Source organism: Allobosea sp. LjRoot237 (genome assembly GCF_964253285.1).
Taxonomy (GTDB): Bacteria; Pseudomonadota; Alphaproteobacteria; order Rhizobiales; family Beijerinckiaceae; genus Allobosea.
This window is the reverse complement of the sequence record NZ_CAXUQP020000001.1, coordinates 436,224-461,432: the sequence shown is the minus strand read 5'-3', so window position 1 is coordinate 461,432 and position 25,209 is coordinate 436,224. Positions and strand designations below refer to the sequence as shown.

Annotated in this window: 21 protein-coding genes, 1 tRNA gene and 3 pseudogenes; 19 read left to right on the top strand and 6 right to left on the bottom strand. The window is 65.9% G+C overall.

All coding sequences use genetic code 11. The features are described 5' to 3' along the window. The first annotated feature begins 8 nt into the window (after positions 1-8). The 3 genes and pseudogenes from ACSQ24_RS02115 to ACSQ24_RS02105 form a co-directional block, all read left to right on the top strand. Positions 9-85 (top strand) — tRNA-Met (locus tag ACSQ24_RS02115). 163 nt (positions 86-248) lie between these two features. Continuing rightward, a pseudogene (locus ACSQ24_RS02110) lies at positions 249-365 on the top strand (Arm DNA-binding domain-containing protein); the annotation flags it as partial. Positions 366-372: 7 nt separating this feature from the next. After that, positions 373-504 (top strand): annotated as a pseudogene (locus ACSQ24_RS02105) (IS630 family transposase); the annotation flags it as partial. Between the two features lie 7 nt (positions 505-511). Here ACSQ24_RS02105 and ACSQ24_RS02100 read toward each other — a convergent pair. Then, positions 512-1,255: a GntR family transcriptional regulator gene (locus tag ACSQ24_RS02100; protein ID WP_436093085.1), complete on the bottom strand. Its 744-nt coding sequence runs from the start codon at positions 1,253-1,255 to the stop codon at positions 512-514. Between the two features lie 204 nt (positions 1,256-1,459). Here ACSQ24_RS02100 and ACSQ24_RS02095 point away from each other — a divergent pair, with 204 nt between their 5' ends. The 9 genes from ACSQ24_RS02095 to eutC all read left to right on the top strand — a co-directional run bounded on the left by ACSQ24_RS02095 (position 1,460) and on the right by eutC (position 12,643). Then, the gene (locus ACSQ24_RS02095) at positions 1,460-2,785 is read left to right on the top strand and encodes a M20 family metallopeptidase (protein WP_436093084.1); all 1,326 of its coding nucleotides are present in this window, start codon (positions 1,460-1,462) and stop codon (positions 2,783-2,785) included. 11 nt (positions 2,786-2,796) lie between these two features. Beyond that, positions 2,797-4,350 (top strand): ABC transporter substrate-binding protein, encoded by a 1,554-nt coding sequence (locus tag ACSQ24_RS02090; protein ID WP_436093083.1) that lies wholly within the window; start codon positions 2,797-2,799, stop codon positions 4,348-4,350. An 18-nt stretch (positions 4,351-4,368) separates the two neighbouring features. Next, positions 4,369-5,316: an ABC transporter permease gene (locus ACSQ24_RS02085; RefSeq protein WP_436093082.1), complete on the top strand. Its 948-nt coding sequence runs from the start codon at positions 4,369-4,371 to the stop codon at positions 5,314-5,316. Continuing rightward, complete coding sequence (locus ACSQ24_RS02080) at positions 5,309-6,133, top strand: ABC transporter permease (RefSeq protein WP_436093081.1); 825 nt, start codon at positions 5,309-5,311, stop codon at positions 6,131-6,133. Before ACSQ24_RS02085 ends, ACSQ24_RS02080 begins: the two co-directional genes overlap by 8 nt. Before the next feature lie 3 nt (positions 6,134-6,136). Next, the gene (locus tag ACSQ24_RS02075) at positions 6,137-7,753 is read left to right on the top strand and encodes a dipeptide ABC transporter ATP-binding protein (RefSeq protein WP_436093080.1); all 1,617 of its coding nucleotides are present in this window, start codon (positions 6,137-6,139) and stop codon (positions 7,751-7,753) included. Between the two features lie 17 nt (positions 7,754-7,770). Continuing rightward, positions 7,771-8,991, top strand: a complete 1,221-nt coding sequence (locus tag ACSQ24_RS02070) for a M20 family metallopeptidase (RefSeq protein WP_436097808.1) — start codon at positions 7,771-7,773, stop codon at positions 8,989-8,991. Further along, positions 8,988-10,124: a M24 family metallopeptidase gene (locus ACSQ24_RS02065; RefSeq protein WP_436093079.1), complete on the top strand. Its 1,137-nt coding sequence runs from the start codon at positions 8,988-8,990 to the stop codon at positions 10,122-10,124. The genes ACSQ24_RS02070 and ACSQ24_RS02065 overlap by 4 nt, the downstream gene beginning before the upstream one ends. Before the next feature lie 336 nt (positions 10,125-10,460). After that, entirely contained in the window at positions 10,461-11,852 is a 1,392-nt protein-coding gene (locus tag ACSQ24_RS02060) for an ethanolamine ammonia-lyase subunit EutB (RefSeq protein ID WP_436093078.1), read from the top strand. Next, positions 11,849-12,643 carry an ethanolamine ammonia-lyase subunit EutC gene (gene eutC, locus ACSQ24_RS02055; RefSeq protein WP_436093077.1) on the top strand — a complete coding sequence of 265 codons (795 nt, stop codon included), beginning with the start codon at positions 11,849-11,851 and terminating at the stop codon, positions 12,641-12,643. The genes ACSQ24_RS02060 and eutC overlap by 4 nt, the downstream gene beginning before the upstream one ends. Before the next feature lie 161 nt (positions 12,644-12,804). Here the strand turns inward: eutC and ACSQ24_RS02050 are convergent, their stop codons facing one another. Beyond that, positions 12,805-13,002, bottom strand: coding sequence for a hypothetical protein (locus ACSQ24_RS02050; RefSeq protein WP_436093076.1), 198 nt, complete (start codon positions 13,000-13,002; stop codon positions 12,805-12,807). 249 nt (positions 13,003-13,251) lie between these two features. Here ACSQ24_RS02050 and ACSQ24_RS02045 point away from each other — a divergent pair, with 249 nt between their 5' ends. Further along, the gene (locus ACSQ24_RS02045; protein ID WP_436093075.1) at positions 13,252-14,289 is read left to right on the top strand and encodes an LLM class flavin-dependent oxidoreductase; all 1,038 of its coding nucleotides are present in this window, start codon (positions 13,252-13,254) and stop codon (positions 14,287-14,289) included. 50 nt (positions 14,290-14,339) lie between these two features. Here the strand turns inward: ACSQ24_RS02045 and ACSQ24_RS02040 are convergent, their stop codons facing one another. From ACSQ24_RS02040 to ACSQ24_RS02030, 3 genes are all read right to left on the bottom strand, one after another. Continuing rightward, positions 14,340-15,434, bottom strand: coding sequence for an SMP-30/gluconolactonase/LRE family protein (locus tag ACSQ24_RS02040; protein ID WP_436093074.1), 1,095 nt, complete (start codon positions 15,432-15,434; stop codon positions 14,340-14,342). 121 nt (positions 15,435-15,555) lie between these two features. Next, entirely contained in the window at positions 15,556-16,269 is a 714-nt protein-coding gene (locus ACSQ24_RS02035) for a ribonuclease activity regulator RraA (protein WP_436093073.1), read from the bottom strand. Positions 16,270-16,442: 173 nt separating this feature from the next. Beyond that, the gene (locus tag ACSQ24_RS02030) at positions 16,443-17,429 is read right to left on the bottom strand and encodes a Bug family tripartite tricarboxylate transporter substrate binding protein (RefSeq protein ID WP_436093072.1); all 987 of its coding nucleotides are present in this window, start codon (positions 17,427-17,429) and stop codon (positions 16,443-16,445) included. A 203-nt stretch (positions 17,430-17,632) separates the two neighbouring features. Between ACSQ24_RS02030 and ACSQ24_RS02025 the strand changes: the two genes are divergently transcribed. The 6 genes and pseudogenes from ACSQ24_RS02025 to ACSQ24_RS02000 all read left to right on the top strand — a co-directional run bounded on the left by ACSQ24_RS02025 (position 17,633) and on the right by ACSQ24_RS02000 (position 24,675). After that, on the top strand, positions 17,633-18,337 hold the full coding sequence (locus ACSQ24_RS02025; RefSeq protein ID WP_436093071.1) for a GntR family transcriptional regulator: 705 nt from the start codon (positions 17,633-17,635) through the stop codon (positions 18,335-18,337). After that, positions 18,330-19,244: a dihydrodipicolinate synthase family protein gene (locus tag ACSQ24_RS02020; RefSeq protein WP_436093070.1), complete on the top strand. Its 915-nt coding sequence runs from the start codon at positions 18,330-18,332 to the stop codon at positions 19,242-19,244. Before ACSQ24_RS02025 ends, ACSQ24_RS02020 begins: the two co-directional genes overlap by 8 nt. 151 nt (positions 19,245-19,395) lie before the next feature. Beyond that, positions 19,396-21,126, top strand: a complete 1,731-nt coding sequence (gene araD / locus ACSQ24_RS02015) for an L-arabinonate dehydratase (RefSeq protein ID WP_436093069.1) — start codon at positions 19,396-19,398, stop codon at positions 21,124-21,126. A gap of 71 nt (positions 21,127-21,197) precedes the next feature. Beyond that, complete coding sequence (locus ACSQ24_RS02010; RefSeq protein WP_436093068.1) at positions 21,198-21,941, top strand: FkbM family methyltransferase; 744 nt, start codon at positions 21,198-21,200, stop codon at positions 21,939-21,941. Between the two features lie 153 nt (positions 21,942-22,094). Next, positions 22,095-23,435, top strand: a complete 1,341-nt coding sequence (locus ACSQ24_RS02005; RefSeq protein ID WP_436093067.1) for a nucleotide sugar dehydrogenase — start codon at positions 22,095-22,097, stop codon at positions 23,433-23,435. Between the two features lie 126 nt (positions 23,436-23,561). Then, positions 23,562-24,675: pseudogene (locus ACSQ24_RS02000) on the top strand (IS3 family transposase). Positions 24,676-24,767: 92 nt separating this feature from the next. Here ACSQ24_RS02000 and ACSQ24_RS01995 read toward each other — a convergent pair. After that, positions 24,768-25,184, bottom strand: coding sequence for a GtrA family protein (locus ACSQ24_RS01995; RefSeq protein ID WP_436093066.1), 417 nt, complete (start codon positions 25,182-25,184; stop codon positions 24,768-24,770). Positions 25,185-25,209 lie beyond the last annotated feature (25 nt).

Here is a 25,209-nt window from a genome sequence, read left to right as displayed (position 1 = left end):
GCCATCGGGGCGGGGTAGCTCAGCTGGTTAGAGCAGCGGAATCATAATCCGCGTGTCGGGGGTTCGAGTCCCTCTCCCGCTACCAAACTCTCTTTCATCGACATTCAGTGGCGATCGTAACCGGCTCCAAATGGGCCGGTTTCTTTTGTTTCTGGTTCATTGGCATTCGTCGGCGGCCGCTGGCAGTAGCGCCGTTTGTTGGCCTTCCTAATGGCCTCAGGTGAAGGCCAGCAGGTCCGAGGCCAGCAATGCGTCTAACCGGTACCGCGATCAGGAATGCCAAGGCGCAGCCGAAGGTAACAAAGCACTCGGACGGCGGTGGTTTGCAGTTATGGGTGACGCCAGCCGGCGCCAAGCTCTGGCGCCTCGCCTATGGCGGCGGGTTTGACGCATCGCCAGGCTGGCGAGCGGTTCGGGATGAGCGCGGCGAGCGTCAGCCGCCGGCGTAAGCTGGAACGCGAGCAGGGCGATACGCGGCCCGGTCCGGTCAATGTCAGCAGGAGGCGCAGACCTACCGGACCTCGTTGACATAGGCGTGTGCGGTAGTCGTCGCGCGGTGCCACCCAATGATGGTCGGAACGCCGGCCTGATCGTAGGCGACCTCGTCGATCGTCAGCACAGCCTGGCGTCCACCTAACTGGAGCAGCGCGATATCCTCGTCGCTGGCGAGCTCGGCGGCGATCTGCTCCCGAACCGCGGAAATCCGGATGCCGTAGCGTTCCAGCAGATGCAGATAGAGCAGGGGCGGCAGCTCGGCGGTGTCGCGCGGCCAGTGCGGTAGCCGCTCTTCCGCCATCACCAGCCTGTCTTGCATCACGGGACGGCCGTCAGCGTGGCGGATGCGGTGGATCTTGATCACGCCGCCCGTCCTGATCTGCAGGGCCGCGATCTGCGCCGGAGTGCCCGGTTCGAATTCGAGGCTAAGAAACTGGCTGGTCGAGCGCACCAGGCTGCCATCGGCCCTGTGCAGGCGGAAATACTGGAAGAAGAAGCGCAGGCTGTGATGCGGCGTCCGGCCGGTCACGACTGTTCCGGTCTTGCGGCGGCGTGTCAGCAGCCCCTCCGCCACCAGATCGCTCATCGCGCGGCGGACCGTGCCGACGGCGATGCCGAAACCCTGGGCAAGGGAGGTCTCGCTGGGAAGAACCATCCCGGGCGGCCATTCGCCGACGAGGATCGCCTCCGACATGTGACGCTTCACGCGTTCATAGAGCGGCGCGGCTTCTCCTGCGCCGAAGTTCGGCAGCACCGGCACCGGGGCTCCGGCCCCGTTGCCCGATCCGCCGGCAGCGGGCGGCGCTTTTTTGGCATTGACAGGGAGCATGCTGCTGAGTCCTATTTCTATATAGTTTATATGAAACAAGGAGGACCGCAAATGGCGCTGCCAGCTGCGGCTTTTCGATGGCTCCATCGCAGATCGCACCGGCGCTGGACAAGCGCGGCGTCGCTGGGCTGAGCGATGGTCGAGCCCGTATCTCTCCGGCGAAGCGAGACGGCGTTGGCCGAGGCCCACGGCTGGATTTCCGCCAATGCCGACGGTGCGCTTGCCGCGCTCGCCCGGATGATCGCGGTCGACACCTCTTTCCCGCCCGGTCTGGGCTATGACGAGTTCGCCGGTCTCATGGAGGGGCTCGTCACCCCGCTCGGCTTCGGAACCGAGCGCGTTGCAGTGCCCGAGAGCCTGTGGAAGGTGCCGAATGGCCCCGCCGCCGGTCCGCGCACGAACCTGATCGCCGGCCGCAGGAGCGGCCGCCCCGTCTGCGGCCTCTATTTCCATGTCGACACCGTACCCGCTGCGGCCGGCTGGGACACCGACCCGCTGCGGATGCAGCGCGACGGCGATCGGCTGATCGGCCTGGGCGCCGCCGACATGAAGGGCTGCATCGCAGCGACCCTGCTGGCGCTGCGCGCGGCTCGTGCCTGTGGGGTCGAGCTCGCCTATGATCCGATGCTGCTGTTCTGCACTGACGAGGAAGGCGGCCTCTATCCCGGCATCCGCCATCTCGCCGAGCAGGGCCGCCTCCCGGAGCACATCCTCAATTTCAACGGCAGTGCCGAGGCGCGAATCTGGGCCGGCTGCTTCGGTATGTTCAATCTGCTCGTTCGCATCCATGGCCAGGCCGTTCATGCCGGCGAAGGCAATCGCAAGGGCTCCGGCCTCAATGCGATCGAGGGCGCGCTGCCGCTGCTCAATGCGCTGATGGCGCTGAAGGCGCAGGTTGCGACCCGCGTCTCGGCCCTGCCACCGCCGCCGGGCAAGCCGCCGCTCGCGGCCCAGCTCAATCTCGCTGCGATCCAGGGCGGCACGGCCGGCGGCCAGGTTCCCGCGCTCGTCGAGCTCACGCTGAACCGGCGCTACACCCCCGAGGAGCGCTTCGAGCAGGCGCTGGCCGAGATCGAGGCGGTGATCCGCCGCAGCGCCGCCACCGTGCCGGGCCTGTCGGTCGAGACGGCACTGGTCGGCCATCTCGCCCCCACCGCCGATCCGGCGGGGCCGCACTGGCCGCGCTGGCAGGCCGCCATGGGCCAAGGCTTCGGCTACGCGCCGGAGGAGTTTCGGAAATGGGGCGCCGCGAGCTGCTCCGATTTCGGCTGGGTCCAGCGCGCGACCGGCCAGCAAGAAGTGCTGCTCGGCGGCCTCGGCCGCCCCGACCGCAACATCCATGCGCCCGGCGAATACACGACCGTGCCGGACATCGTCTCGCTGGCGCAGGCGGTGCTGTCCTATCTCGCCGCCGATTTCAGGCCCGACATCAACCCAGATCTATTCCCCTCCCAGAGCTGAAGGAGCGTTCCATGCCGAGCATCCATCGTCGCGATTTCCTCGCCGCCTCCGCCGCTCTCAGCAGCATCGCCCTGTCCGGCCTGCCGGCCTTCGGGCAGGCGCCGCGCCGGGGCGGCACGCTGCGCGTCAGCGTCGACCAGGCGGTCGCAAAGCTGAACCCGCTCGTCACCCGCGTGAACCCGGAATACCTCGTCGCAGAGCTGCTCTACTCCGGTCTGACGCGGCTCAAGCTCGACATGAGCGCCGAGCCCGACCTTGCCGAGTCGTGGACGAACTCCGCCGACCTGACCGAATGGACCTTTATCCTGCGCAAGGGCTTGAGCTTCCATGACGGCTCGCCCTGCACAGCGGCCGACGTCGTCGCGACCTTCGAGGCCATCCTCGACGCCAAGACAGCCTCGCCGGCACGCCAGAACGTCGGCCCAATCGCCAAGATCGTGGCGAGGGACGAGACGACCGTCGTCTTCACGCTCTCGGCACCCTTCGCCGACCTGCCGGTGACGCTCGCCTATACCAACGCCAAGATCATTCCTGCCACCATCATCAAGGCGGGGCTCGGCAAGCTCGACCGCCAGGCTGTCGGCACCGGCCCGTTCAAGCTCGTCTCCTTCGAGCCGGAGCGACAGATCGTCGTGGCCCGCAACGACGCCTATTACGACAAGGCCCGGCCCTATCTCGACAAGATCGAGGTCGTGGTCTACCCGGATGTCAGCGCCGAGGCCTCCGCGTTGATCTCGGGCGATACCGACCTCATCACCACGACCCCGCCGACCGAGTTCGGCCGCCTGCAGAAGGCGAACGGCGTCAAGGCACTGCGCGTGCCGTCAGGCCAGTTCTGCAACGTCAATTTCGGCTGCGACCAGAAGCCCTTCAACGACGTGCGCGTGCGCCAGGCGCTGGCGCTGACCGTCGATCGCGCCGCCATGGTCGATTTCGTCACCGAGGGTTTCGGCTCCCCCGGCAACGATACGGCGCTCAACCCCGCCTATCGCTTCTATGCCGATCTGCCGGCGAAAAAGGCCGACATCGCCAAGGCCAAGGCGCTGCTCGCCGAGGCCGGCTATCCCAAGGGGCTCGAAGCGACGCTGATCGCCTCGGACCGGCCGGGCCAGCGCACGCAGCTCGCCGTCGCTCTGCGCGAGATGGCTAAGCCCGCCGGCTTCGACATCAAGGTCGAGACCATGCCGCACGCGACCTATCTCGACCAGGTCTGGAAGAAGGGCTCCTTCTATGTCGGCTTCTACAATATGCAGGCGACGGCCGACGCCATCTTCTCGCTGCTCTACACCTCCAACGCTGCCTGGAACGAGACGCGCTGGAACAACGCCGCCTTCGACAAGGTCGTCTTCGAGGCGCGCGCGACCGTCGACGAGGTCAAGCGCCGTGCCCTCTACGCCGAGGCGCAGAAGCTGATGAATGCCGAGGTGCCCTCGATCATCCCGGCCTTCTTCGACCTGCTCGGCGCCCAGCGCGAATGGGTGCAGGGCTATCAGCTGCATCCGCGTGGCGCGGTCTTCCGGCTCGACCACGTCTCGCTCGGTGCCAACGCGCCGAAGCGCAGCTGAGCAAGCGGAGCAGCAGGCGTGTCGCCGGCCTACATCCTCAAGCGGATCCTGTTGATCGGCTACACGCTCCTTGTCGTGTCGTTGATCGTCTTCGCGATCACGCAGGTCCTGCCGGCGGACGCGGCCGTGATGATGCTGGGCGAGAACGCGACGCCGGATGCGCTGGCGGCGCTGCGGGCCAAGATGGGGCTGAATGACCCCATCTGGATGCAGTATCTGCATTGGCTCGGCGGCGTCGTCCGCGGCGATTTCGGCGTCTCGATGCGCACCGGCCAGCCGGTCGCGCCGGCGATGCTGGAAGCGCTCGGCCGCTCGCTCCTGCTCGCCCTGTTCTCGATCCTGCTGATGCTGGCGGTCGCGATCCCGCTCGGCATCATCGCGGCGGTGCGGCGCGGCAGGGCAGCCGATCTCGGCGTCAGCTTCCTGTCCTATGTCGGCGTCTCGGTGCCGGAATTCGTGACGGCGACGCTGGTCGTGCTCGTGCTGGCCGACTGGCTGCAATGGCTGCCGGCAACGGGTTACGTCCCGTTGACCGAGGATCCGCTGCGCGGCTTGAGGCACCTCGTCCTGCCGGTCCTGACGGTCTCGCTGATCCTCATCGCCCATGTCTCCCGCATGGTGCGGTCGGAACTCGTCGACGTGCTGCATTCCGACTATATCCGCGCCGCACGGCTGAAAGGCCTGTCGAAGCGGCAGGTGCTGTTCAAGCACGCGCTGCGCAACGCGCTGCTGCCGACCATCACCATCGTCGCGCTCGATGTCGGCTACCTGCTCGGCGGCGTCATCGTGGTCGAAGAGATCTTCGCCTTGCCGGGGATCGGCCGGCAGCTCATCGTCGCGATCCAGGCGCGCGACCTGCCCTCGATCCAGGCCGGGGCGCTGATCATGGCGACGACCTACGCCATCGCCAATTTCCTCGCCGACATCGCCTATGCCTGGCTCGACCGGAGGATCCAGTATGATTGAGATCCTCAGGCGCATGCTGCGCTCGCCGCAGGGCGCGCTCGGCCTCCTGATCGTCGGGCTGATCCTGCTTGTCGTCCTCGTCGGGCCGTCGTTCGCCCCGAACGACCCTGAGAAGATGGCGCCGCTGATGCGCTACAAGCCGCCGAGCGCGCAGTTCTGGCTCGGCACCGACCAATACGGCCGCGATATCCTGAGCCGGCTTCTGCATGGCGCGCGCGCCACCGTCCTGCTGGCGGTGCTGGCGACGGCGCTCGGCACGCTGGTCGGTGCCGTCGTCGGCACCGTCTCCGCCTTCCTCGGCGGGCGCAGCGACGAGGCGATCATGCGTACGGTCGACGCGATCATGTCGATCCCGAGCCTGCTGCTGGCGCTATTGATCGTGAACCTGCTCGGCAAGAGCAGTCTCAACGCGCTCCTCGCCATCGCGCTCGCCTTCGCGCCGGGCATGGCGCGGGTGACGCGCTCGGTGGCGCTCGCCGTGCGCAAGCAGGACTACGTCAGCGCCGCGGTCGCGCGCGGCGAGAGCGCCGCCTTCATCGTCGGGCGCGAGATGCTGCCGAACGTGGTCGCGCCGATCATCGTCGAGATGACGATCCGCGTCGCCTTCGCGGTGATGCTGTTCGCGACGCTCTCCTTCCTCGGTCTGGGTGCTCAGCCACCGGCGTCCGAATGGGGGCTTATGGTCTCCGAGGCGCGCCGCTTCATGCATCTCAGCGCCTGGATGATCCTGTGGCCGAGCCTCGCCATCGCGCTGGTCGCGATCGGCTTCAACCTGCTCGGCGACGGCCTGCGCGACGCGCTGAACCCGAGGACCTGAGCGATGAGCCCGATCCTCGACATCGCCGGCTATGGTCTCGACTACGCGACGCCGACCGGCTTCACCCGCGCGCTCGACGACGTGACGCTCCAGGTCGCCAAGGGCGAGGTGCTGGGCCTCGTCGGCGAATCCGGCTCCGGCAAGACTTCGCTGGCCTGGGCGATCATGCGCCATCTGCCGCAACGCGCGCGCGAGACGGGCAGCATCCGCCTGACCGGGCAGGATCTGCTGAAGGCCTCGGAAGCCGAGATCGATGCGATCCGCGGCAAGCGCATCGGCATGGTCTTCCAGGATCCGAGCACTTCGCTCAATCCGACCCTGCCACTCGGCGAGCAGCTTTCCGAGGTACTGGTGCGCCATCGCGGCCTGACGCGCCGGCAGGCCTGGGCTGAGGGCGAGGAGCGCCTCGCCCATGTCGGCCTGAAGATTCCGAAGCAGATGATGCGGCGTTACCCGCATGAGGCGTCGGGCGGCGAGAAGCAGCGCGTGGTCATCGCCACGGCCTTCGCCTGCCAGCCGGAATGCATCATCTTCGACGAGCCGACCACGGCGCTCGACGTCATCACTGCGCGCCAGATCCTCGACCTGTTCAAGGCCTTGCAGGAAGAGACCGGCGTCGCCTCGCTCTACATCTCGCACGACCTCGCCCTGGTCTCACAGATCGCAACCCGGGTCGCGGTGATCCATCGCGGCAGGATCGTCGAGCAGGGCGCCGTCGGTGAGGTCTTCGCCCGGCCGCAAGACGCGTATACACGCAAGCTGCTGGCCGCCGTGCCACGGCCGGACCATCGATTGGTCGAGACGAGCCCTCCCGTGGCGGCCAGGCCGCTGGTCGAGGTTGAGAAGGTCAGCGTGCTCTATGGCCGCAAGCCCTTCCTCGGCAGCCTGCTTGGCCGGACGAACACGCAATTCACCGGCAATCGCGAGGTCAGCCTGTCGGTGATGCCGGGCGAAATCCTCGGCATCGTCGGCGAATCCGGCTCGGGCAAGTCGACGCTGGCCAAGGCGATGACAGGCCTGAACCGCTTCGAGGGCGAGATCCGCTTCGCTGGGCGACGCATCAAAGGGCTCGGCGACATGGACCGGGCCTATCGCCGCGATGTCCAGATCATCTTCCAGCACCCGGATTCCTCGCTCAATCCGCGCCAGCGCATCCGCGAGATCCTGTCGCGGCCGCTCGTGCTCTATGGCGAGCCGGGCTCCCGCCGGGATGCGGCTGCGATCGGTGAATTGCTGGAGCAGGTCCGGCTGCCGGCGTCCTATGCCGAGCGCTATCCGCACCAGCTTTCCGGCGGCGAGAAGCAGCGCGTCGCCATCGCGCGCGCCTTCGCATCAAGGCCGAAGCTCGTGATCTGCGACGAGATCACCTCGGCGCTCGACGTCTCCGTGCAGGCTTCGGTGGTCGAGCTTCTCGTCGATCTCCAGAAGCGCTTCGGCACGGCTTATCTCTTCATCACCCACGATCTCAACCTGGTGCGCCAGATCGCCCACCGGATCGCGGTGATGTATCGCGGCGACCTCGTCGATCTCGTCGATGTCGCCGCGCTCTCGACCGGCCCCCTCCATCCCTACACCCAATCCCTGCTCGAAGCCGTGCCCGCCCCGGCCACGGCCGCCTGACATTCGAGGCCATGACGATGAATCCCCGCGACCTGATCCATTCGCTCGACGAGAAGGCCTGCCTCGCGCTGCTCTCGGACTGGGCGAAGCATAAGAGCTATTCGGAGACCGAGGGCGAGAGGGCGCTCGTCCATCATGTCGTCGGCCAGATGAAGGCGATGGGCATTGAGGCGGAAGAGCAGCCCTTCGACGAGGGCCGCCGCGCCAATGCCATCGGCCGCTGGAAGGGCACGGGCGGCGGCAAGAGCCTGCTGTTCAACGGCCATCTCGACACCAACCCGGCGACCGAGGGCTGGACCGTCGATCCCTGGGGCGGGCTGGTTGATGACGAATTCATCTACGGCATCGGCGTCTCCAACATGAAGGCGGGCGACGCTGCCTCCTATTGCGCGGTCAAGACGCTGCTCGATGCCGGCGTGAAGCTGAAGGGCGACGTGATCCTGACCTATGTCGTCGGCGAATTGCAGGGCGGCGTCGGCACGGTCGCGGCGATCCGCAACGGCATCCGCGCCGACTATTTCGTCAACAGCGAGCCGACCGATGTGCAGGCCGTGACCATGCATGCCTGCGCCTTCTCCTTCGTCATCGAACTCGTCGGCAACACCCGCCATCTCTCCAAGCGAGAGCAGGCGGTCGATGCGATCATGGCCGCCTGCGACCTGACCCCGCGCCTCAACGCCATGACGTTCAGCGGCGCGCCCTCGCCCGAGCATGAATCGATCAACCGCGTCCATGTCGGCGTCGTTCACGGCGCACTCGGCAAGGAACTGCATGAATGGCGCGCGCCACAGGTCGCGGATTACTGCAAGCTCAAGGGCTCCGGCCGTTATGCGCCCGGCCAGACGGAGGCGGGAGCGCTCGCCGACATGCAGCGCGAGCTCGCCGCGCTGGAGCAACGCTTCCCGGGGCTGAAGGCCTCGATCCGCATCGAGAAGAAGGAAGGGCACCAGTCGATGCCGGCCTTCGAGGTCGCCAAGGACGCCCGCATTGTGAAGGCCGTCAACGCCGCCTATGAGGCGGTGCGCGGCGAGAAGCAGCCGACCGGCGCGATCAAGCCACCGGGCTTCTTTGGCACCGATGCCGGCCATCTCTATGCCGAGGCCGGCATGGAGGGCATCGTCTGCGGGCCCGGCGGGCGCTACAACACCATGCCGGACGAGCGCGTCGATATCCGCGACTTCCTCGACATGGTCCGGATTTACATGCTGACCATCCTCGATATCTGCGAAGTTGCGTGAGTTCGCTCTTCCCGCGCGAGGAGCTCGCAGGGCGGGTCGCCAGGGCCCGCCTCGCGATGGCCGAGGCGGGTGCCGAACTGCTGCTCGTCGACCATGCCGAGCTCCTGGCCTGGCTGACCGGCTACACGGTCTCGGAAACGCTGTACCGGGCCGCCTTCCTGCCGCGCGAGGGCGAGCCCTGGTTCGTGCTGCGCGAACTCGACGCCGGTCCGTGCCGGGATGCCTGCTGGTTTGGGGACATCGTCGGCTTCGCGGATACATCCGAGCCGCATCAGGTCATGGCAGAGGAGATCCAGCGGCGCGGCTTCGCGCAGGCTCGGATCGGCGCCGACCATGCCTCCTACGGTTTCACTGCAGCGACGCATGAGCGCTTCGCAGCGCTGCTGCCCAATGCGCGCTTCGTCGACCTGCCGCATGTGAGCGACCTTTTGCGGGCTGTGAAGTCGCCGGCCGAGATCGTCCTGATCGCAGAGGCGGCGGCAATCGCCGACAAGGCGATGGCGGCCATTGCCGCAAGGGCGCTGCCGGGCATCTCGCCGCGTGCAGCGGCTGCGGTCGCAGCCGCCTGTTTCCTGGAGAACGGGGCCGATACCGGCGAGACCGGGCCGATCGTGCCGGGCGTCGGGGACCACGAATTTCTCCACGGCGTGATGACGGCCCAGTCGCTGGCCGATGGCGACATCCTGCATGTCGAGCTGATCCCGAAGCGTCGCAACTACAGCGCGCGGCTGATGCGGCCGGTGCTGATCGGGGCGGACCGGCGCGGACTGTCGCCGCTCGCCGAGCGCCTCGTCGCCTTGCAGGATCGGCAGATCGCGGCGATGCGGCCGGGCGCTCTGGCCTGTGAGGTCGATGCGATCCTGCGGGACGCCGTGCTCACCGAGCGCCTGCGCCCGGTCTACGATAACGTCACCGGCTATGCGCTCGGTCTTTATGGCCGCACGCCGCGTACCAGCGACTTCTCCCGCGTCTTCCTGCCGAATGCCCGCTGGCGGCTCGAAGCCGGCATGGTCTTCCACATGTACGTCTCGGCCGGCGGGCTGGGTTTCAGCGAAACCGTTGTCGTCGAAGCTGTCGGCGGGCGACGCCTGACGTCGGCGCCGCGCGCGCTGCTGTCCGCCAGCTCGCGGTAAGTCACGAGGATTACGCACTTGCCGACTTCATGCACTTGGCCGGCGCAGGCAACGCGCTGTGAGGAACGGATGTCCGCTTTCCGGCGATGATCCAGCGTCTGCTCTTGTCGCAGAGTAGGTGGGCGTACGTCGCAGGCGCTGCAAGCCATTATCATGCTTCTGGCTTACTGGCTCCCGCGCTGCCGCTCGGCCTGACCGATCAGGTCCAAGCAGCCGGGGCCGAGCCAGCCATAGGCGGGCGACTCTCGAAGTCTCCGTCAGCCGAAAGCTCCGCGTGACCGCGCCGCGGCAGCATGCTTGCATGCCGTGGCGTCGCTGCGATGTGGAGAGCGTTTGATGGCCTATCGGCATGTCATCGGCCAGACTACCTACCGGTTCGGCGATCTGCGCGAGCTGATGGCCAAGGCGACGCCGCCGCGCTCCGGTGACGAACTCGCCGGGCTTGCCGCCGCCAGCGCCGAGGAGGCGGTCGCGGCGCGCTTTGCCCTCGCCGACCTGCCGCTTGCGACCTTCCTCAGCGAAGTGCTTGTCCCCTACGAGGACGACGAGATCACGCGGCTCATCATCGATGGACATGACCGCGCCGCCTTCGCCCCGGTCGCGAGCCTGACCGTCGGCGCATTCCGCGACTGGCTGCTCTCCGACGCGGCGACGAGCGATGTCCTGGCGCGGCTGGCGCCGGGGATCACGCCGGAGATGGCGGCCGCAGTCTCGAAGATCATGCGCCTTCAGGACCTCATCTCGGTCGCCCGCAAATGCCAGGTCACCACGCGCTTTCGCAACACGATCGGCTTGCCGGGCACGATGGCCGTGCGGCTGCAGCCGAACCATCCGGCCGACGATCCGCGCGGCATCGCCGCCTCCATCCTCGACGGGCTCAGCTATGGCTGCGGCGACGCGACGATCGGCATCAACCCGGTCTCCGACAATCTGTCGGTGCTGAGCGATCTGCTCCATCTCCTCGACGAGGTCATCCAGCGCTTCGCCATACCGACGCAGGGCTGCGTCCTGACCCACGTCACCTCGACCATCGAATTGATCGGACGCGGCGCTCCGGTCGACCTGGTCTTCCAGTCCGTCGCCGGCACGCAAGCGGCCAACCGCTCCTTCGGCGTCGACCTCGCCATTCTGCGCGAAGCCCACCAGGCCGGCCTGTCGCTGAAGCGCGGCACGCTCGGCTCCAATGTCATGTATTTCGAAACGGGCCAGGGCTCGGCCTTGTCGGCAGAGGCGCATCACGCCGTCGATCAGCAGACGCTCGAGGCGCGTGCCTATGCGGTCTGCCGCGCCTTCGATCCGCTGCTGGTCAACACCGTGGTCGGCTTCATCGGCCCGGAATACCTGTACAACGGCAAGCAGATCATCCGCGCCGGGCTGGAGGACCATTTCTGCGGCAAGCTGATGGGTGTCCCGCTCGGCTGCGACGTCTGCTACACCAACCATGCCGAGGCCGATCAGGACGACATGGACGCGCTGCTGACGCTGCTCGCCGCCGCCGGCGTAACCTATGTCATGGGCGTGCCCGGCGCCGACGACGTGATGTTGAACTACCAGTCGACCTCCTTTCACGACCAGCTCTATATCCGCGACCTGCTGGGGCTGAAGCGGGCGCCGGAATTCGAGGCCTGGCTGCAGGATCAGGGCATCACTGGCGGCGACGGCCGGCTGCTGCCGCAGGCGGCCGCGGCCCGCCTGCTCTCCTCCTTCGCCGCACTGGAAGCGCGATGAGCGAGATCGAGAGCTGGAAGCGGCTTGCCGCGCTCACACCGGCGCGCATCGCGCTCGGGCGCGCCGGCTCCGGGCTGCCGACCAGCGAAACCCTGCGTTTCGCGCTCGCGCATGCCCGCGCCAGGGACGCGGTCCATGCCGCTCTCGATACCGACATGCTGGCCCGCGAGGTCGGCAGGATCGGCTTGCAGGTCGTCCGCGTGCAGAGCCGCGCGCCGACCCGGGACTCCTATCTCCTGCGTCCCGATCTCGGCCGCAGGTTGTTGCCGGCGGACCGGGAGGCGGTGGCAGCGGGCGCGACGGATCCGGTCGATCTCTCGATCACCATCGCCGACGGTCTCTCCGCGAGCGCGGTCCAGGCCCATGCGCTTCCTGTCCTGCGCTCGCTTGTCGATCATGTGCGGAGCGCCGGCTGGCGCCTTGGCCCGATCGCCCTGGCCACGCAGGGCAGGGTCGCGCTCGCCGACGAGATCGGCGAATTGCAGCGGGCGCGGCTCGCGCTGATCCTCCTCGGCGAACGTCCCGGGCTGTCGACGCCCGACAGCCTCGGCCTCTATCTGACCTACGCGCCACGCCCCGGACGGCAGGATGGCGAGCGCAATTGCATCTCGAATGTGCATGACGCCGGATTATCGGCTGCCGAGGCTGCGGCGCGCGCCGCCTGGCTGATCCGGGAGGCCTTTGCGCGAAGCCTGACCGGTGTCGCGCTCAAGGATGAGAGCGGCGCCCGTTCCGCCGGGGCGATCGGTGCAGGCTCCGGTTACGGGGATGGCGAGTGGCCGCCCGGCTGATCCGCGGGAGGTCGATCGGCGTGATCGTCCTTGGCCGTGCCCGGCTCGGACCGGCGGCCTGATCGCCTACGGGCGGCCAGTTCAGAGCCGCCATCGGTTCGTCGCCCACCATGCAGCCGCCACGATGGCGACCATGCCGAGCGTGACAAGAAGCGCCTCGCCTATCGAGCCGGTTCCTTCCGTGCGCCCATGAAACTCGCGAACCATGCGCTGTCGACGACTTCCTTGGAGTCGTCGCGCCACTGCGCCGTCACCCGGCACAGCAGCTCGATCTCATCGAAGGAGAGATCGAAGAATGGCAGCAGCATTGGATTGTCGACGATCGAACGAGCGCTCTCGGCCGCAGCTTCGCCGCCCATGAACCAATCCTCCCTTGTGGCCACGCCCGACTCCGCCCCTCTTGAGGTCTGCGCCAGGCAACAGCAATCATATCCCCTCCGCCACACCCAAATGGGGGTCGGGCGGATATTATTGTTCCTTATGGTACCGATTTTGGCGAATTCGCATAGAGCTTTCGGCGCCGGTGCCTCTTGAACGGTGGGGATCACGGCGCCAGATGGCGCGGGCGCCGGCCTTGCGGCGCACCGTACCAGTCCCGGACCCCGCTTATGCCCGCCAATCTCGAACTCGGCCTCGACACGTTCGGCGACGTCACCGCCGGCCCGGACGGCGCCTTGCTTCCGCATGCGCAGGTCATCCGCGACCTCGTCGAGCAGGCCGTGCTCGCCGACGAGCTCGGCATCGACTTCTTCGGCATCGGCGAGCATCACCGCGCTGATTTCGCGGTGTCTTCGCCCGAGACCGTGCTCGCCGGCATCGCCACCCGCACCAGCCGCATCCGCCTCGGCTCGGCGGTCACAGTGCTGAGCTCGGACGATCCGATCCGGGTCTTCCAGCGCTTCTCGACGGTCGATGCGCTCTCCAACGGCCGCGCCGAGGTCATCCTCGGCCGCGGTTCCTTCACCGAATCCTTTCCGCTCTTCGGTTTCGACCTGCGCCAATACGAGGTGCTGTTCGAGGAGAAGCTCGACCTTTTCGCCGAGCTGATCCACAAGAAGAGCATCACCTGGGAGGGAAGCTTACGCCCGCCGCTCAAGGACCAGCAGGTCTTCCCGCCGCTGGAGAAGGGCGAATTGACGACCTGGATCGGCGTCGGCGGCAGCCCGGAATCGGTGGTGCGCGCGGCCCGCTACGACCTGCCGCTGATGCTCGCCATCATCGGCGGCCCGGCGCAGCGCTTTTCCCCTTACGCCCAGCTCTACCGCGACGCGCTTGCGCGGCTCGGGCACGCGGAGCGACCGATCGGCGTGCATTCGCCGGGCTATGTCGCGGCGAACGACACACAGGCGGCGGAGGAATTCTTCCCGGCCTACAAGGCGATGCGCGACCGCATCGGCGCCGAGCGCGGCTGGGGGCCGATGTCGCGCGAGGAGTTCGAGCGCGAGGTTGCTGGCGGCGCGCTCTATCTCGGCTCGCCGCAGACCGTCGCCCGCAAGATCGCGGCGACGGTGAAAGCGCTCGGCCTCCAGCGCTTCCAGCTCAAGATCAGCGCCGGTCCCCTGTCGCAGGACAAGCTGCTGCGTTGCATCGACCTCTATGGCCGCGAGGTCATCCCGATGGTGCGCGAACGGCTCGCTGCGGGGTAGAGGCGGATCCGATCAGCTTGCGGTGCAAGCTTATCGGACCGGGCTCTCAGTCACACCGCGCCGTGCGCCTCGACATAGAGCGAATAGAGCGAGTGCGAGCTCGCCATGTAGAGGCGATTTCCCTTCGGTCCGCCGAAGCAGAGATTGGCGCAGCGCTCGGGCAGGCGGATGAAGGCGAGCGGCTTGCCAGCCGGGCTGAACACCATCACCCCGTCGAGGTCCTCCGACTTGCCGCGCAGGCCAAAGACCTTGCGCCCGCCGGCATCGGCGGGTTCGGCATTGAGCGCGCCATTGCTGCCATAGCCGCACCAGAGATTGCCGTCGCGGTCGACCCTAAAGCCATCGAGCGCGCCGAAATCGGCGGCGTCGATCAGCTTGACCTTGTTCGAGACCTTGCCCTCGCCATCGACGTCGTAGCTCCAGATGCTGCGGTTCGGCGTGCCGCGCCACTCGACGACATAAAGCTTCTTTTCATCGGGCGAGAAGGCGAGCCCGTTGGGATTGACCAGATCGGTGATCACCGCCGTCAGCTTGCCGTCGGGAGCGAGCCGGTAGACGTTGGTCGTCGCCTGTTCCGGCTTGGCGCGTGAGCCCTCCCATTCACCGTTGATGCCGAAGAGCGGATCGGTGAACCAGATCGTGTCGTCCGCCCTGACGACGACATCGTTCGGCGCATTCAGCCGCTTGCCCTCGAACTTGTCGGCGAGAACGGTGATCCGGCCGTTCTTCTCGGTGCGGGTGATGCGCCGCGTCACCGAATGCTCGCAGGTGATCAGCCGGCCCTGCCGGTCGCGGGCATTGCCATTGGCGTAGTTGGCGTTCTCGCGGAACACGGTGAAGCTGTTCTTCACCTCGTCATATTTCATGATCCGGTTGTTCGGGATGTCGCTGACGAGAACGTAGCGGCCTTCCGGGAAATAGACCGGCCCTTCGGCCCAGCGCATGCCGGTGCCGACCTGCTCGACCGTGCTCGAATAGATCCGGTACTTGGCGAAGCTCGGATGGAGGATATCGACCGAAGGGTCCGGATAGCGCTGATTCGGCTTGAACGGGAAGCCCTGCGCCAGCACTGGGCCGGCCAGCACCGAGCTGGCCGCGGCGGCGAGCCCGCCCTTCAGAAGATGACGGCGAGATGTATCGACCATTGTGGTTCCCCCATACTTTTGTTGTCGTTGACGGATTCCCAGCGCCGCTGGCTGGCGACGTCGGTTAGGCGCAGGCTTTCACAAGGCTCGCCCGCGCTTCACCTGCGGGTAAGCGCGAGACTCACTTCCAATCGGGCCGCCATTTCGCGAACTCGGCCTTGGTCTCGGCATTGGCCGGGTAGAGCCCGAAGATGCCGCGCCCTTCCCGAACCTTGGCCTCGACGAAGTCCTCATAGGCCGTCTGCTCATAGGCCTCGGCCGCAACCTCGTTGGCGATATCGGCCGGGATCACGCAGACGCCCTCGCCATCGCCGACGACGATGTCGCCGGGATAGACCGGCACGTCGCCGCAGCCGATCGGCGCGTTGATGTCGAGCGCGTGGTGATGGATCAGGTTGGTCGGCGCGCTCGGCCGGCTGTGATAGGCGGGGAAGCCGAGCGCGGCGATGTCCGGGCTGTCGCGGAAGCCGCCATCGCTGACGATGCCGGCGGCGCCGCGCTGCATCAGGCGCGTCACCAGGATGCAGCCGGCCGAGGCCGCGCGCGCATCCTTGCGGCTGTCGATCACCATGACATGGCCAGGCGGGCAGGTCTCGACCGCGACGCGCTGCGGGTGCTGCGTGCCCTCGAACACGCTGAGATGGTCGAGGTCCTCGCGCGCCGGGATATATCGCAGCGTGAAAGCCTCGCCGACCATGCGCGGCGCGCTCGGCGACAGCGGCCGCACATCCTGGATGAACTGGTTGCGCAGGCCGCGCTTGAACAGCGCCGTGGTCAGGGTCGCGGTCGAGACGCGCTTCAGCTTCTCGCGGTTCTCTTGGGTCAGGGTGGTCATGAACCAATCAGTCCTTGCCTTGGAGTTCTTCGAACACTCGACGTTGTCATCCCGGACAAGCCGCGTCAGCGGCGCCGATCCGGGATCCATTCCTGAAGCGTTCCGGAATGGATCCCGGGTCTCCCTTTGGTCGCCCGGGATGACGGCGCGTTTAAATGCTACCGCGCGGTCGGTCACTCGATCTTCACATTCGCCTTCTGCGCCACTTCAGCCCAGCGCTTGGTCTCGCTGGCGATATGGGCGGTGAATTCGGCCTGGGTCGAGCCGACCGAGTCGACGCCGAGTTTCTTGAGCTGCTCGATCACCGCCGGCTCGCGCATGATCGCCTGCGTCTCGGTGGAGAGCTTGGCGACGATCTCCGGCGGCACTTTCGAGGGGGCGAAGAAGCCGTGCCAGGAGCTGGCGTCGTAGCCCGGGATGAATTCCGACAGCGCCGGCAGATCGGGCGCGACCGCGAGCCGCTTCGGCGTCGCGGTGGCGAGCGCGCGGATCTTGCCGGCTTCGACATGCGGCCAGGCGATGGTGATGTTGTCGAAGGTGATCTGGATTTGGCCGGAAAGCAGGTCCTGCGTCACCTGCCCGCTCGACCGATACGGCACATGGACCATGTCGGTGCCGGTCGAGACCTTGAACAGCTCCGCCGCCATATGGGTCGAGGTGCCGGCGCCGGACGAGCCGAAGGAGTATTTGCCCGGGTTCTTCTTCAAGAGCTCGATCAACTCCGGCACCGTCTTGGCCGGCAGATCGAGATTGACCATCAGGATGTTCGGCACGCTCGCGAGCTGCGAGATCGGCGCGAAATCCTTGATGTGGTCATAAGGCATCTTGGCATAGACACCCGGGTTGATGGCGTGGCTCGAGACCGTGCCCAGGGTCAGGGTGTAGCCATCGGGCTCAGCCCGCGCGACCGCCGCCGAGCCGGTATTGCCGCCGGCTCCGACCCGGTTCTCGACGATGAACTTGCCGCCGAGACGCGCGCCCAGGCGGTCGGCCAGGATGCGGCCGAGCATGTCGGTGGTTCCGCCGGCGGCGAACGGCACCACGATGGTGACGACTTTGCCTCCGGGATAGCCGCTCTGCGCCAAGGCCGGGGTAAAGCCAGGCACGGCCAGCATGGCGCCGGCTCCGGCGAGCAGGCTGCGGCGTGTGATCGATGTCATCCAATCCTCCCTCGTCATGTCAATCCGGCCCTTGCCGTTCCGGCGTCTTGCGGCCTCTTGCTCGACTGCATAGCACGCAATTCCAGATTTGAAATCTGAAATTTCAGACTTGATGTCACTTGCGCTTTGTGATGTCTGGTGAGGCAATGGCGAGGGGCCGGCCGCGAGAAGAATCGCGCGGCAACCGCGCCAGGGGAAACCGGATGTCAGACGCGCTCGCGATCGAACCTGTCTCGCCGCATTTGCTGCGCTCGCTGCGCGAGCATGTGCACGAGCGCCTGCGCCGGGCGATCGTCGCCGGCCGCTTCCGCAATGGCGAGCGACTGAACGAGCGCCAGCTCGCCGACATGCTCGGTGTCTCCACCACGCCGGTGAAGGACGCGATCCGCATGCTCGAGAGCGAGGGCCTGGTGCGCACCGAGGCGCGCCGCGGCGTCTTCGTCGAATTCTCCGCCCGCCAGGCGCTGGAGATGGCGCTCGGCCGCGCCGCGCTCGAAAGCGTCATGACCCATATCGCCGCCAACCGGATCAGCGCGACCGAGATCGCCGAGATGGCCCGCCTGATCGACGAGATGGCGCATGCGACCGAGCACAGTGCTCTGGAAGACCTCGTCCATCTCAACGAGGCTTATCACGGCATGATCCACCGGGTTTCCGGCTGTGCTTATCTCGAGCGCCGGCTCGACGGTCAGCGCATGTACGACCATGCCCAGCGCATCGCCCTGCTGGCCGAGGCCAGCGAGCGCGCCCGGGGCTTCGACGAGCATCGCGGTATCTTCGAAGCGCTGCGCGCACACGAGCCGGCCCGGGCCGAACAGCGCATGCGCAGCCATATCGTGCGCTCCGCCAAGAGCCATGTGCGCCAGGTCTTCGGCGCCGATGCGGAAGGATTGGACTATGATGAGTGACAAGGTTCGCAGCGCGCTGCGCGGCATCTCGGGCGTACACGTCACCGCCTGGAAGGGCGATGGCGAGGCCGACTGGGCGCTGACCGGCGCGATCGTCCGGCGTATCGCCGAGGCCGGCATCCACAACATCGTCTCGGCCGGCAATACCGGCGAGTTCTACCCGATGACGACCGAGGAAGTGGTGCGCAGCCACGCTGTCGCGGCCGAAGCCGCTGGCGGCAAGGCGCTGGTCACCGCCGGCATCGGCCGCTCGTTGCGCGAGGCGATTTCGACCGGCAAGCTCGCCGCCAGGGCTGGCTGCGACGCGGTGATGGTGCACCATCCGCTCGACCCCTTCGCGGCTCCGCAGAGCCAGGCCGACTACATCCTCGCCATCGCCGATGCGCTGACGATCCCGCTCGTCGCCTATATCCGCTCCGATGCGATCGGCGTGAGGGACCTCGCCCGCGTCGCGACCCATGCCAACGTCGCCGGCGTCAAGTTCGCCTCGCCCAATGTGATGCTGCTCGCCGAATGCGTCCGCGCCACGCAAGGCACCAGCGCCAACTGGATCTGCGGCCTCGCCGAAGGTTGGGCCGCGCCTTTCCATGCGCTCGGCGCCCGCGGCTTCACCTCCGGCCTCGTCAATGTCGCACCCGAGCGCTCGCTCGCAATCTGGCGCGCCCTGGAAGGCAATGACTACGGGCTCGCCCGCCAACTGGTCGACGAGATCGCCGGCTTCGAGACGCTACGGACCAAATACGGCAACGGCGCCAACGTCACCGTGGTCAAGGCGGCGCTCGGCCTGCTCGGCACCAATGTCGGCCCCGTGCGCCTGCCCGGCCTGCCCGAGCTGAACGAGGCTGAGCGCGCCGAACTGCGCAAGATCGTCGGAGGCTGGGGCTCGCAGCGGGTAGCGGCGGAGTAACTCCCAGCGTCATTCTCGGGCGAAGCGAAGCGCAGACCCGAGAATCTCAGGACGGGAGAGCACTGGTTTCCGAGATGGTCGGGTCAAGCCCGACCATGACGCCCCCGGCCCGGTTACCTAGTTAGAACACCAAGAATCCAAGGAAACGCCGATGTCCCATCCCCGCAAGACGCCCGACATGCTGCGCTCGAAGCGCTGGTTCGGCGCCAGCGACCTGCGCTCCTTCGGGCATCGCTCGCGGGCGCTGCAGATGGGCCTCAACCATGACGAGTTCATGGGCAAGCCGGTGATCGGCATCCTCAACACCTGGTCCGAGATCAACCCCTGCCACACCCATCTGCGTGACCGCGCCGAGGCGGTGAAGCGCGCGGTCTGGGCCGCCGGCGGCTTCCCGGTCGAGATCCCCGTGATGTCGGCTTCCGAGCAGTACCAGAAGCCGACGACGATGCTCTATCGCAACTTCCTGGCGATGGAGGCGGAGGAATCGATCAGGTCCCATCCGCTGGATGGCGCGGTGTTGCTCGGCGGCTGCGACAAGTCGACCCCGGCGCTGATCATGGGCGCCTGCAGCGCAGGGCTGCCCTTCATCTTCGTCCCGGCCGGGCCGATGCTGCGCGGCAACTGGGCCGGCAAGACGCTCGGCTCCGGCGCCGATGTCTGGAAGTACTGGGCCGAGAAGGAGGCCGGCAACATCTCCGACGCGGACTGGCGCGACATGGAGAGCGGCATCGCCCGCTCGCACGGCACCTGCATGACCATGGGCACGGCCGCGACCATGATGAGCCATGCCGAGGTGCTCGGCCTGACCTTGCCCGGCGCCTCCGCCATCCCGGCTGCCGACGCCGCCCATCCGCGCATGGCCGCGGCCTCAGGCAAGCGCATCGTCGAGATGGTCTGGGAAGACCTGACGCCCGACCGCATCCTGACCCGCGAGAGCTTCGAGAATGCGCTCACCGTCCACATGGCGGTCGCCGGCTCGACCAACGCCATCATCCACCTCGTCGCCATGGCCGGCCGTGCCGGCGTGCCGCTGACCCCCGACGATTTCGACGCCTTCTCGCGCAAGGTGCCGGTGATCGCGAATCTGCGCCCCTCCGGCGATTTCCTGATGGAGGATTTCTTCTATGCCGGCGGCCTGCCGGCCCTGCTGAAGCAACTCGAGAGCAAGCTCCACACCGGCGCGATGACCGTGACCGGCAAACCGCTCTCCGAGACGATCGCGCTCGCCAAGGTCTATGACGACAACGTCATCCGCCCACTCGACAAGCCGGTCTCGACCGCCAATGGCCTCGCCGTGCTGAAGGGCAACCTCGCGCCGGGCGGCTGCGTCATCAAGCCGTCCGCGGCCGAGGAGCGCCTGCTCAAGCATTCCGGCCCGGCCATCGTCTTCGAGGACTATGATGCGATGATGAAGGCGGTGAACGACGAGAATCTCGACGTCACCGCCGACCATGTGATGGTTTTGAAGAATTGCGGCCCGGTCGGCGGCCCCGGCATGCCGGAATGGGGCATGCTGCCGATCCCGAAGAAGCTGCTGAAGCAGGGCGTGCGCGACATGCTGCGGCTCTCCGACGCGCGCATGTCCGGCACCAGCTACGGCGCCTGCGTGCTCCACATCGCGCCCGAGGCCTATATCAAGGGCCCGCTGGCAGCCGTGCAGACCGGCGACATCATCACGGTCGATGTCGAGGCGCGCACGATTTCGGTCGCGCTCAGCGATGCCGAGATCGCGACAAGGCTCGCGGTCTGGTCACCGCCCGACCGCGACTACCCCCGCGGCTGGGGCAAGATGTCCGCCGCCCATATCCTGCAAGCCGACAAGGGCTGCGATTTCGACTACCTCGCCGGCACGGCGAAGGTGGCGGAACCGGAGATCCACTAACTGCGGCAGCTCCGGCTTCACTTGCGGTAGCGACTCTCTACGATCGTATCAGCGGAGTGGCGAGACAGGCGATGGCAGATTCAGAAGCGGAGCGTTTCGATCCTGCGATCGCCTATGAGATGCCGACCAATTCGCAGATCGAGCAGGAACGCTGGGTCTTCGCCATGTGCAATGGCCGCCGTGACGGCCGCTTCGCGGAAATCGGCGCCTTCGACGGCGTCCTGCACAGCAACAGCTACTTCCTCGAAAGCGAGCATGGCTGGAAAGGCGTCTGCGTCGAGCCGAACCCCACCCTCTTCGCCAGGTTGAACGAAAGCCGCAGCGCCATTTGTCTTGAACGGGCCGTCTACGGCGAGTCCGGCCAGGTCCTGTCTTTCATCCCTTCCCAGGAGATCGGAACCCTGGCGGAATTCGCCGCTAGTGACCGCTATGCGCAGGATCGCGCTCAGGCAGCCGCGACGCATGGGCTGATCCAGGTCAAAACCATCAGCTTCGCCGAGATCGCGGCGATGGGCGATTTCGCCGAGACCGGCTTCGACTATGTCTCACTCGACACGGAGGGCTCCGAGCTCGACATCCTGCGCACCATCGATCTCGCGCGTCATCGCATCGCGCTCCTCACCATCGAGCACAACTTCATCGAGCCGAGGCGCGAAGAGATGCGGACCCTGCTGGCGGAAGCCGACTACGACCGGCTCAATGTTGGCTTCGACGACTGGTACTGGCACCCCGCCATTCTCACCGAACGGAACCACGGCGTGGTTGTCGACCACACCGCCATCAACCGGCATTTCAAGAGCATCTTCAAAGATTAGAGCGGGCCGCAGCGCGCGCTGGCAAAACAGCCGGGTGCAGAGCAGGCCTGTGCTGCGGATGTCCCGGCTGATGTTGACCTGGTTTGGCAACTCTGGAAGAAGCACGCCCAAGGCAGGCCAGCGGCCGATCTTGCCGCAATTTCGGGATGCACCGTGACTTCGCCAGCCGCGCAGCGATTCATCGAACGCGCCAACGACCGCTCCATCGTGGTCGGTATCGTCGGCCTCGGCTATGTCGGCATCCCGCTCGCTCTCGCGGCGCTGCGCAAGGGCATCAAGGTCATTGGTTTCGACATCGACCAGAAGCGCGTCGACGATCTCAATGCCGGCCGCAGCGCGATCAAGCACATCCCGCTGGACCTGATCATCGAGGGCGCCAAGACCGGCAGCTTCGTCGCAACCACCGACTTCGACCGCATGGCCGAGCCCGACGCATTGCTGATCGCCGTGCCGACGCCGCTGACGAAACATCGCGAGCCAGACCTCTCCTATGTGGTCAAGACCACGGAGGCGATCAGCACCCGGTTGCGCAAAGGCCAGCTCGTCGTGCTCGAATCGACGACCTATCCAGGCACCACCGACGGGGTGATGCGGCCGATCCTGGAAAGGGCGAGCGGTCTGACGAGCGGCGAGGAGTTCTTCCTCGCCTTCTCGCCGGAGCGCGAGGACCCGGGCAATCCGGACTTCGGGACGTCGACGATCCCGAAGATCGTCGGCGGCGACGGGGCGGATGCGCTCGCCATGGCGCTCGCCCTCTACGGCACGCTCGTCGTCAAGGCCGTACCGGTCTCCTCCACGGCGACGGCCGAAGCGGTAAAACTGACCGAGAACATCTTCCGCGCCGTCAACATCGCGCTCGTGAACGAGCTCAAAACCGTTTACGCGGCGATGGGCATCGACATCTGGGAGGTGATCGACGCCGCCAAGACCAAGCCTTTCGGCTTCATGCCGTTCTATCCGGGCCCGGGCCTCGGCGGCCACTGCATCCCGATCGACCCCTTCTACCTGACCTGGAAGGCGCGCGAATACGACGTCCCCACGCGCTTCATCGAGCTCGCCGGCGAGATCAACACGGCGATGCCGCATTGGGTGATCGACCGCGTCGCCGAGGCGCTGGATCGGCAGCAGGGCCGTGGACTAAGCGGGGCGCGCATTCTTGTGCTCGGTATCGCCTACAAAAAAAATATCGAAGACACGCGCGAAAGCCCTTCGTTGAAGCTCATTGAGCTCTTGGAAAAGCGAGGTGCGCAAGCCGACTATCATGACCCGCATGTTCCGGCGCTACCGCCAACCCGTAAGCACGGCAATCTCGCTGGACGCGCCTCGGTTCCTCTGACAGCCAACGACATAGCGAGTTATGATGCGGTATTGATTGCAACAGATCATGATGCGGTCGACTATCGAGCTCTGGTGGAAAGTGCCAAACTGATCGTCGACACTCGAAACGCCTGCGCCAGGGCAGGTTTGACTGGCAAGGCCATCGTAAAAGCCTGAATCAGAGAGAATTTAGCTGAGTTGTGAGCCTGCCCCTGATGCTGGCCGACCTGCTGGCCGCTTCCAGTGACGTTGCCCCCTGAAGCGCCCTCGGTTTGAATTGGACTCCGTCGGAGGGAGACGGAGATGAAGAAGAGCCGGTTTAGCGAAGAGCAGATCATCGCGGTCCTGAAGGAGCATCAGGCCGGGGTCGCGGTAGCGGATATCTGCCGGAAACACGGAATCAGCGACGCCACCTTGTACAACTGGCGCAATCGCTTTGGCGGGATGGAGGTATCGGACGCCCGTCGGCTGAAGGCGCTCGATGACGAGAACCGGAAGCTCAAGAAGCTGCTGGCGGAGTCGATGCTCGACGTCGCGACGTTGCGCGAGGCGCTTGGAAAAAACTTCTGAAGCCCGGATCGCGGAGAGCGTTTGTGACCTGGGCCATCGAAGAGAAGAGCTACTCGCAGCGTCGGGCGTGCAGCCTGATTGGGCTTGACCCGAAGACCTATCGCTATGCCTCGCGTCGGTCCGACGACGCGACGATCCGGGAGCGCCTGAAGACCCTGGCGGGTCAGCGGCGGCGGTTCGGCTACAGGCGCCTGCACATCCTGCTGCGGCGGGACGGTGTCGCGCTGAACCATAAGAAGCTGTTCCGGCTCTATCGTGAGGAGCGGCTGACGGTGCGCCGGCGTGGTGGGCGCAAGCGCGCGCTGGGAACGCGGGCGCCGATGGCCGTGCCACAGGGGCCGAACCAGCGCTGGAGCCTCGACTTTATCGCGGACCAACTGGTTGATGGCCGGCGCTTCCGCGTGCTGGTCATCGTCGACGACTTTACGCGAGAGTGCCTGGCGCTCGTCGTCGACACCTCGCTCTCCGGCCAGCGGGTCGCCCGCGAACTCGATGTGCTCATCGCCCTGCGCGGCCGGCCGCTCATGGTCGTCAGCGACAACGGCACCGAGCTGACCTCTCGCGCGCGATCCTGCAATGGCAGGAAGACAGCCGGGTCGAGTGGCACTACATCGCACCGGGCAAGCCCATGCAGAACGGCTTCGTCGAGAGCCTGAACGGTCGCTTCCGGGACGAATGCCTGGACGAGCACATGTTCCGCAACCTGCCGAGCGCTCGCCGGCTGATCGGAGAATGGAGAACGGACTACAACGACCGCCGGCCGCATACGAGCCTTGGCGGCCTCACTCCGAATGAGTTTGCAACCCGATCCAGGACGGATCACAGCGAGAACAGAGTCCAGTTATGAACGAGGGCGCTTCAGGGGACAACGTCAGACCCCAATATTGAGCGCCGTTTGACACATAAGCCTCCTAAGGAAATTTATGGTCGTGAGCCTCATTAAACGACGTCTGTGGGTCTATCGATATTTTTTCGAAAAGATATTCGAGAGTTAAATAGATACGATATTGCTATCGTTGGGGGCAAACTTAATGCCTGCGCAATGATGACGTTAAGCTCGAAATATACCAATGCATTCAATATCAAGATATTTGCCAAGAATGATATAATATATGAGATAATAAATAACGGAAATTGCTTCCATCCTTGATTGTCGAAAATGTAATTTCCGACTGTCATGTAATTAAAAATTACACCTACAACTGTAGCTAGTGATATTGAAATATTATGATCTTTTAATATCAGATATGATATCAAAAAAATTGAATATCCAAAAATTGTATTTATAATTCCAATAGCTATTACTCTTAGTAATCGGCTTTCTATGCACGAAAGTCTCTCTAAAAATACCTTCATTTTTGCGATCTTCCAATAGAAAACA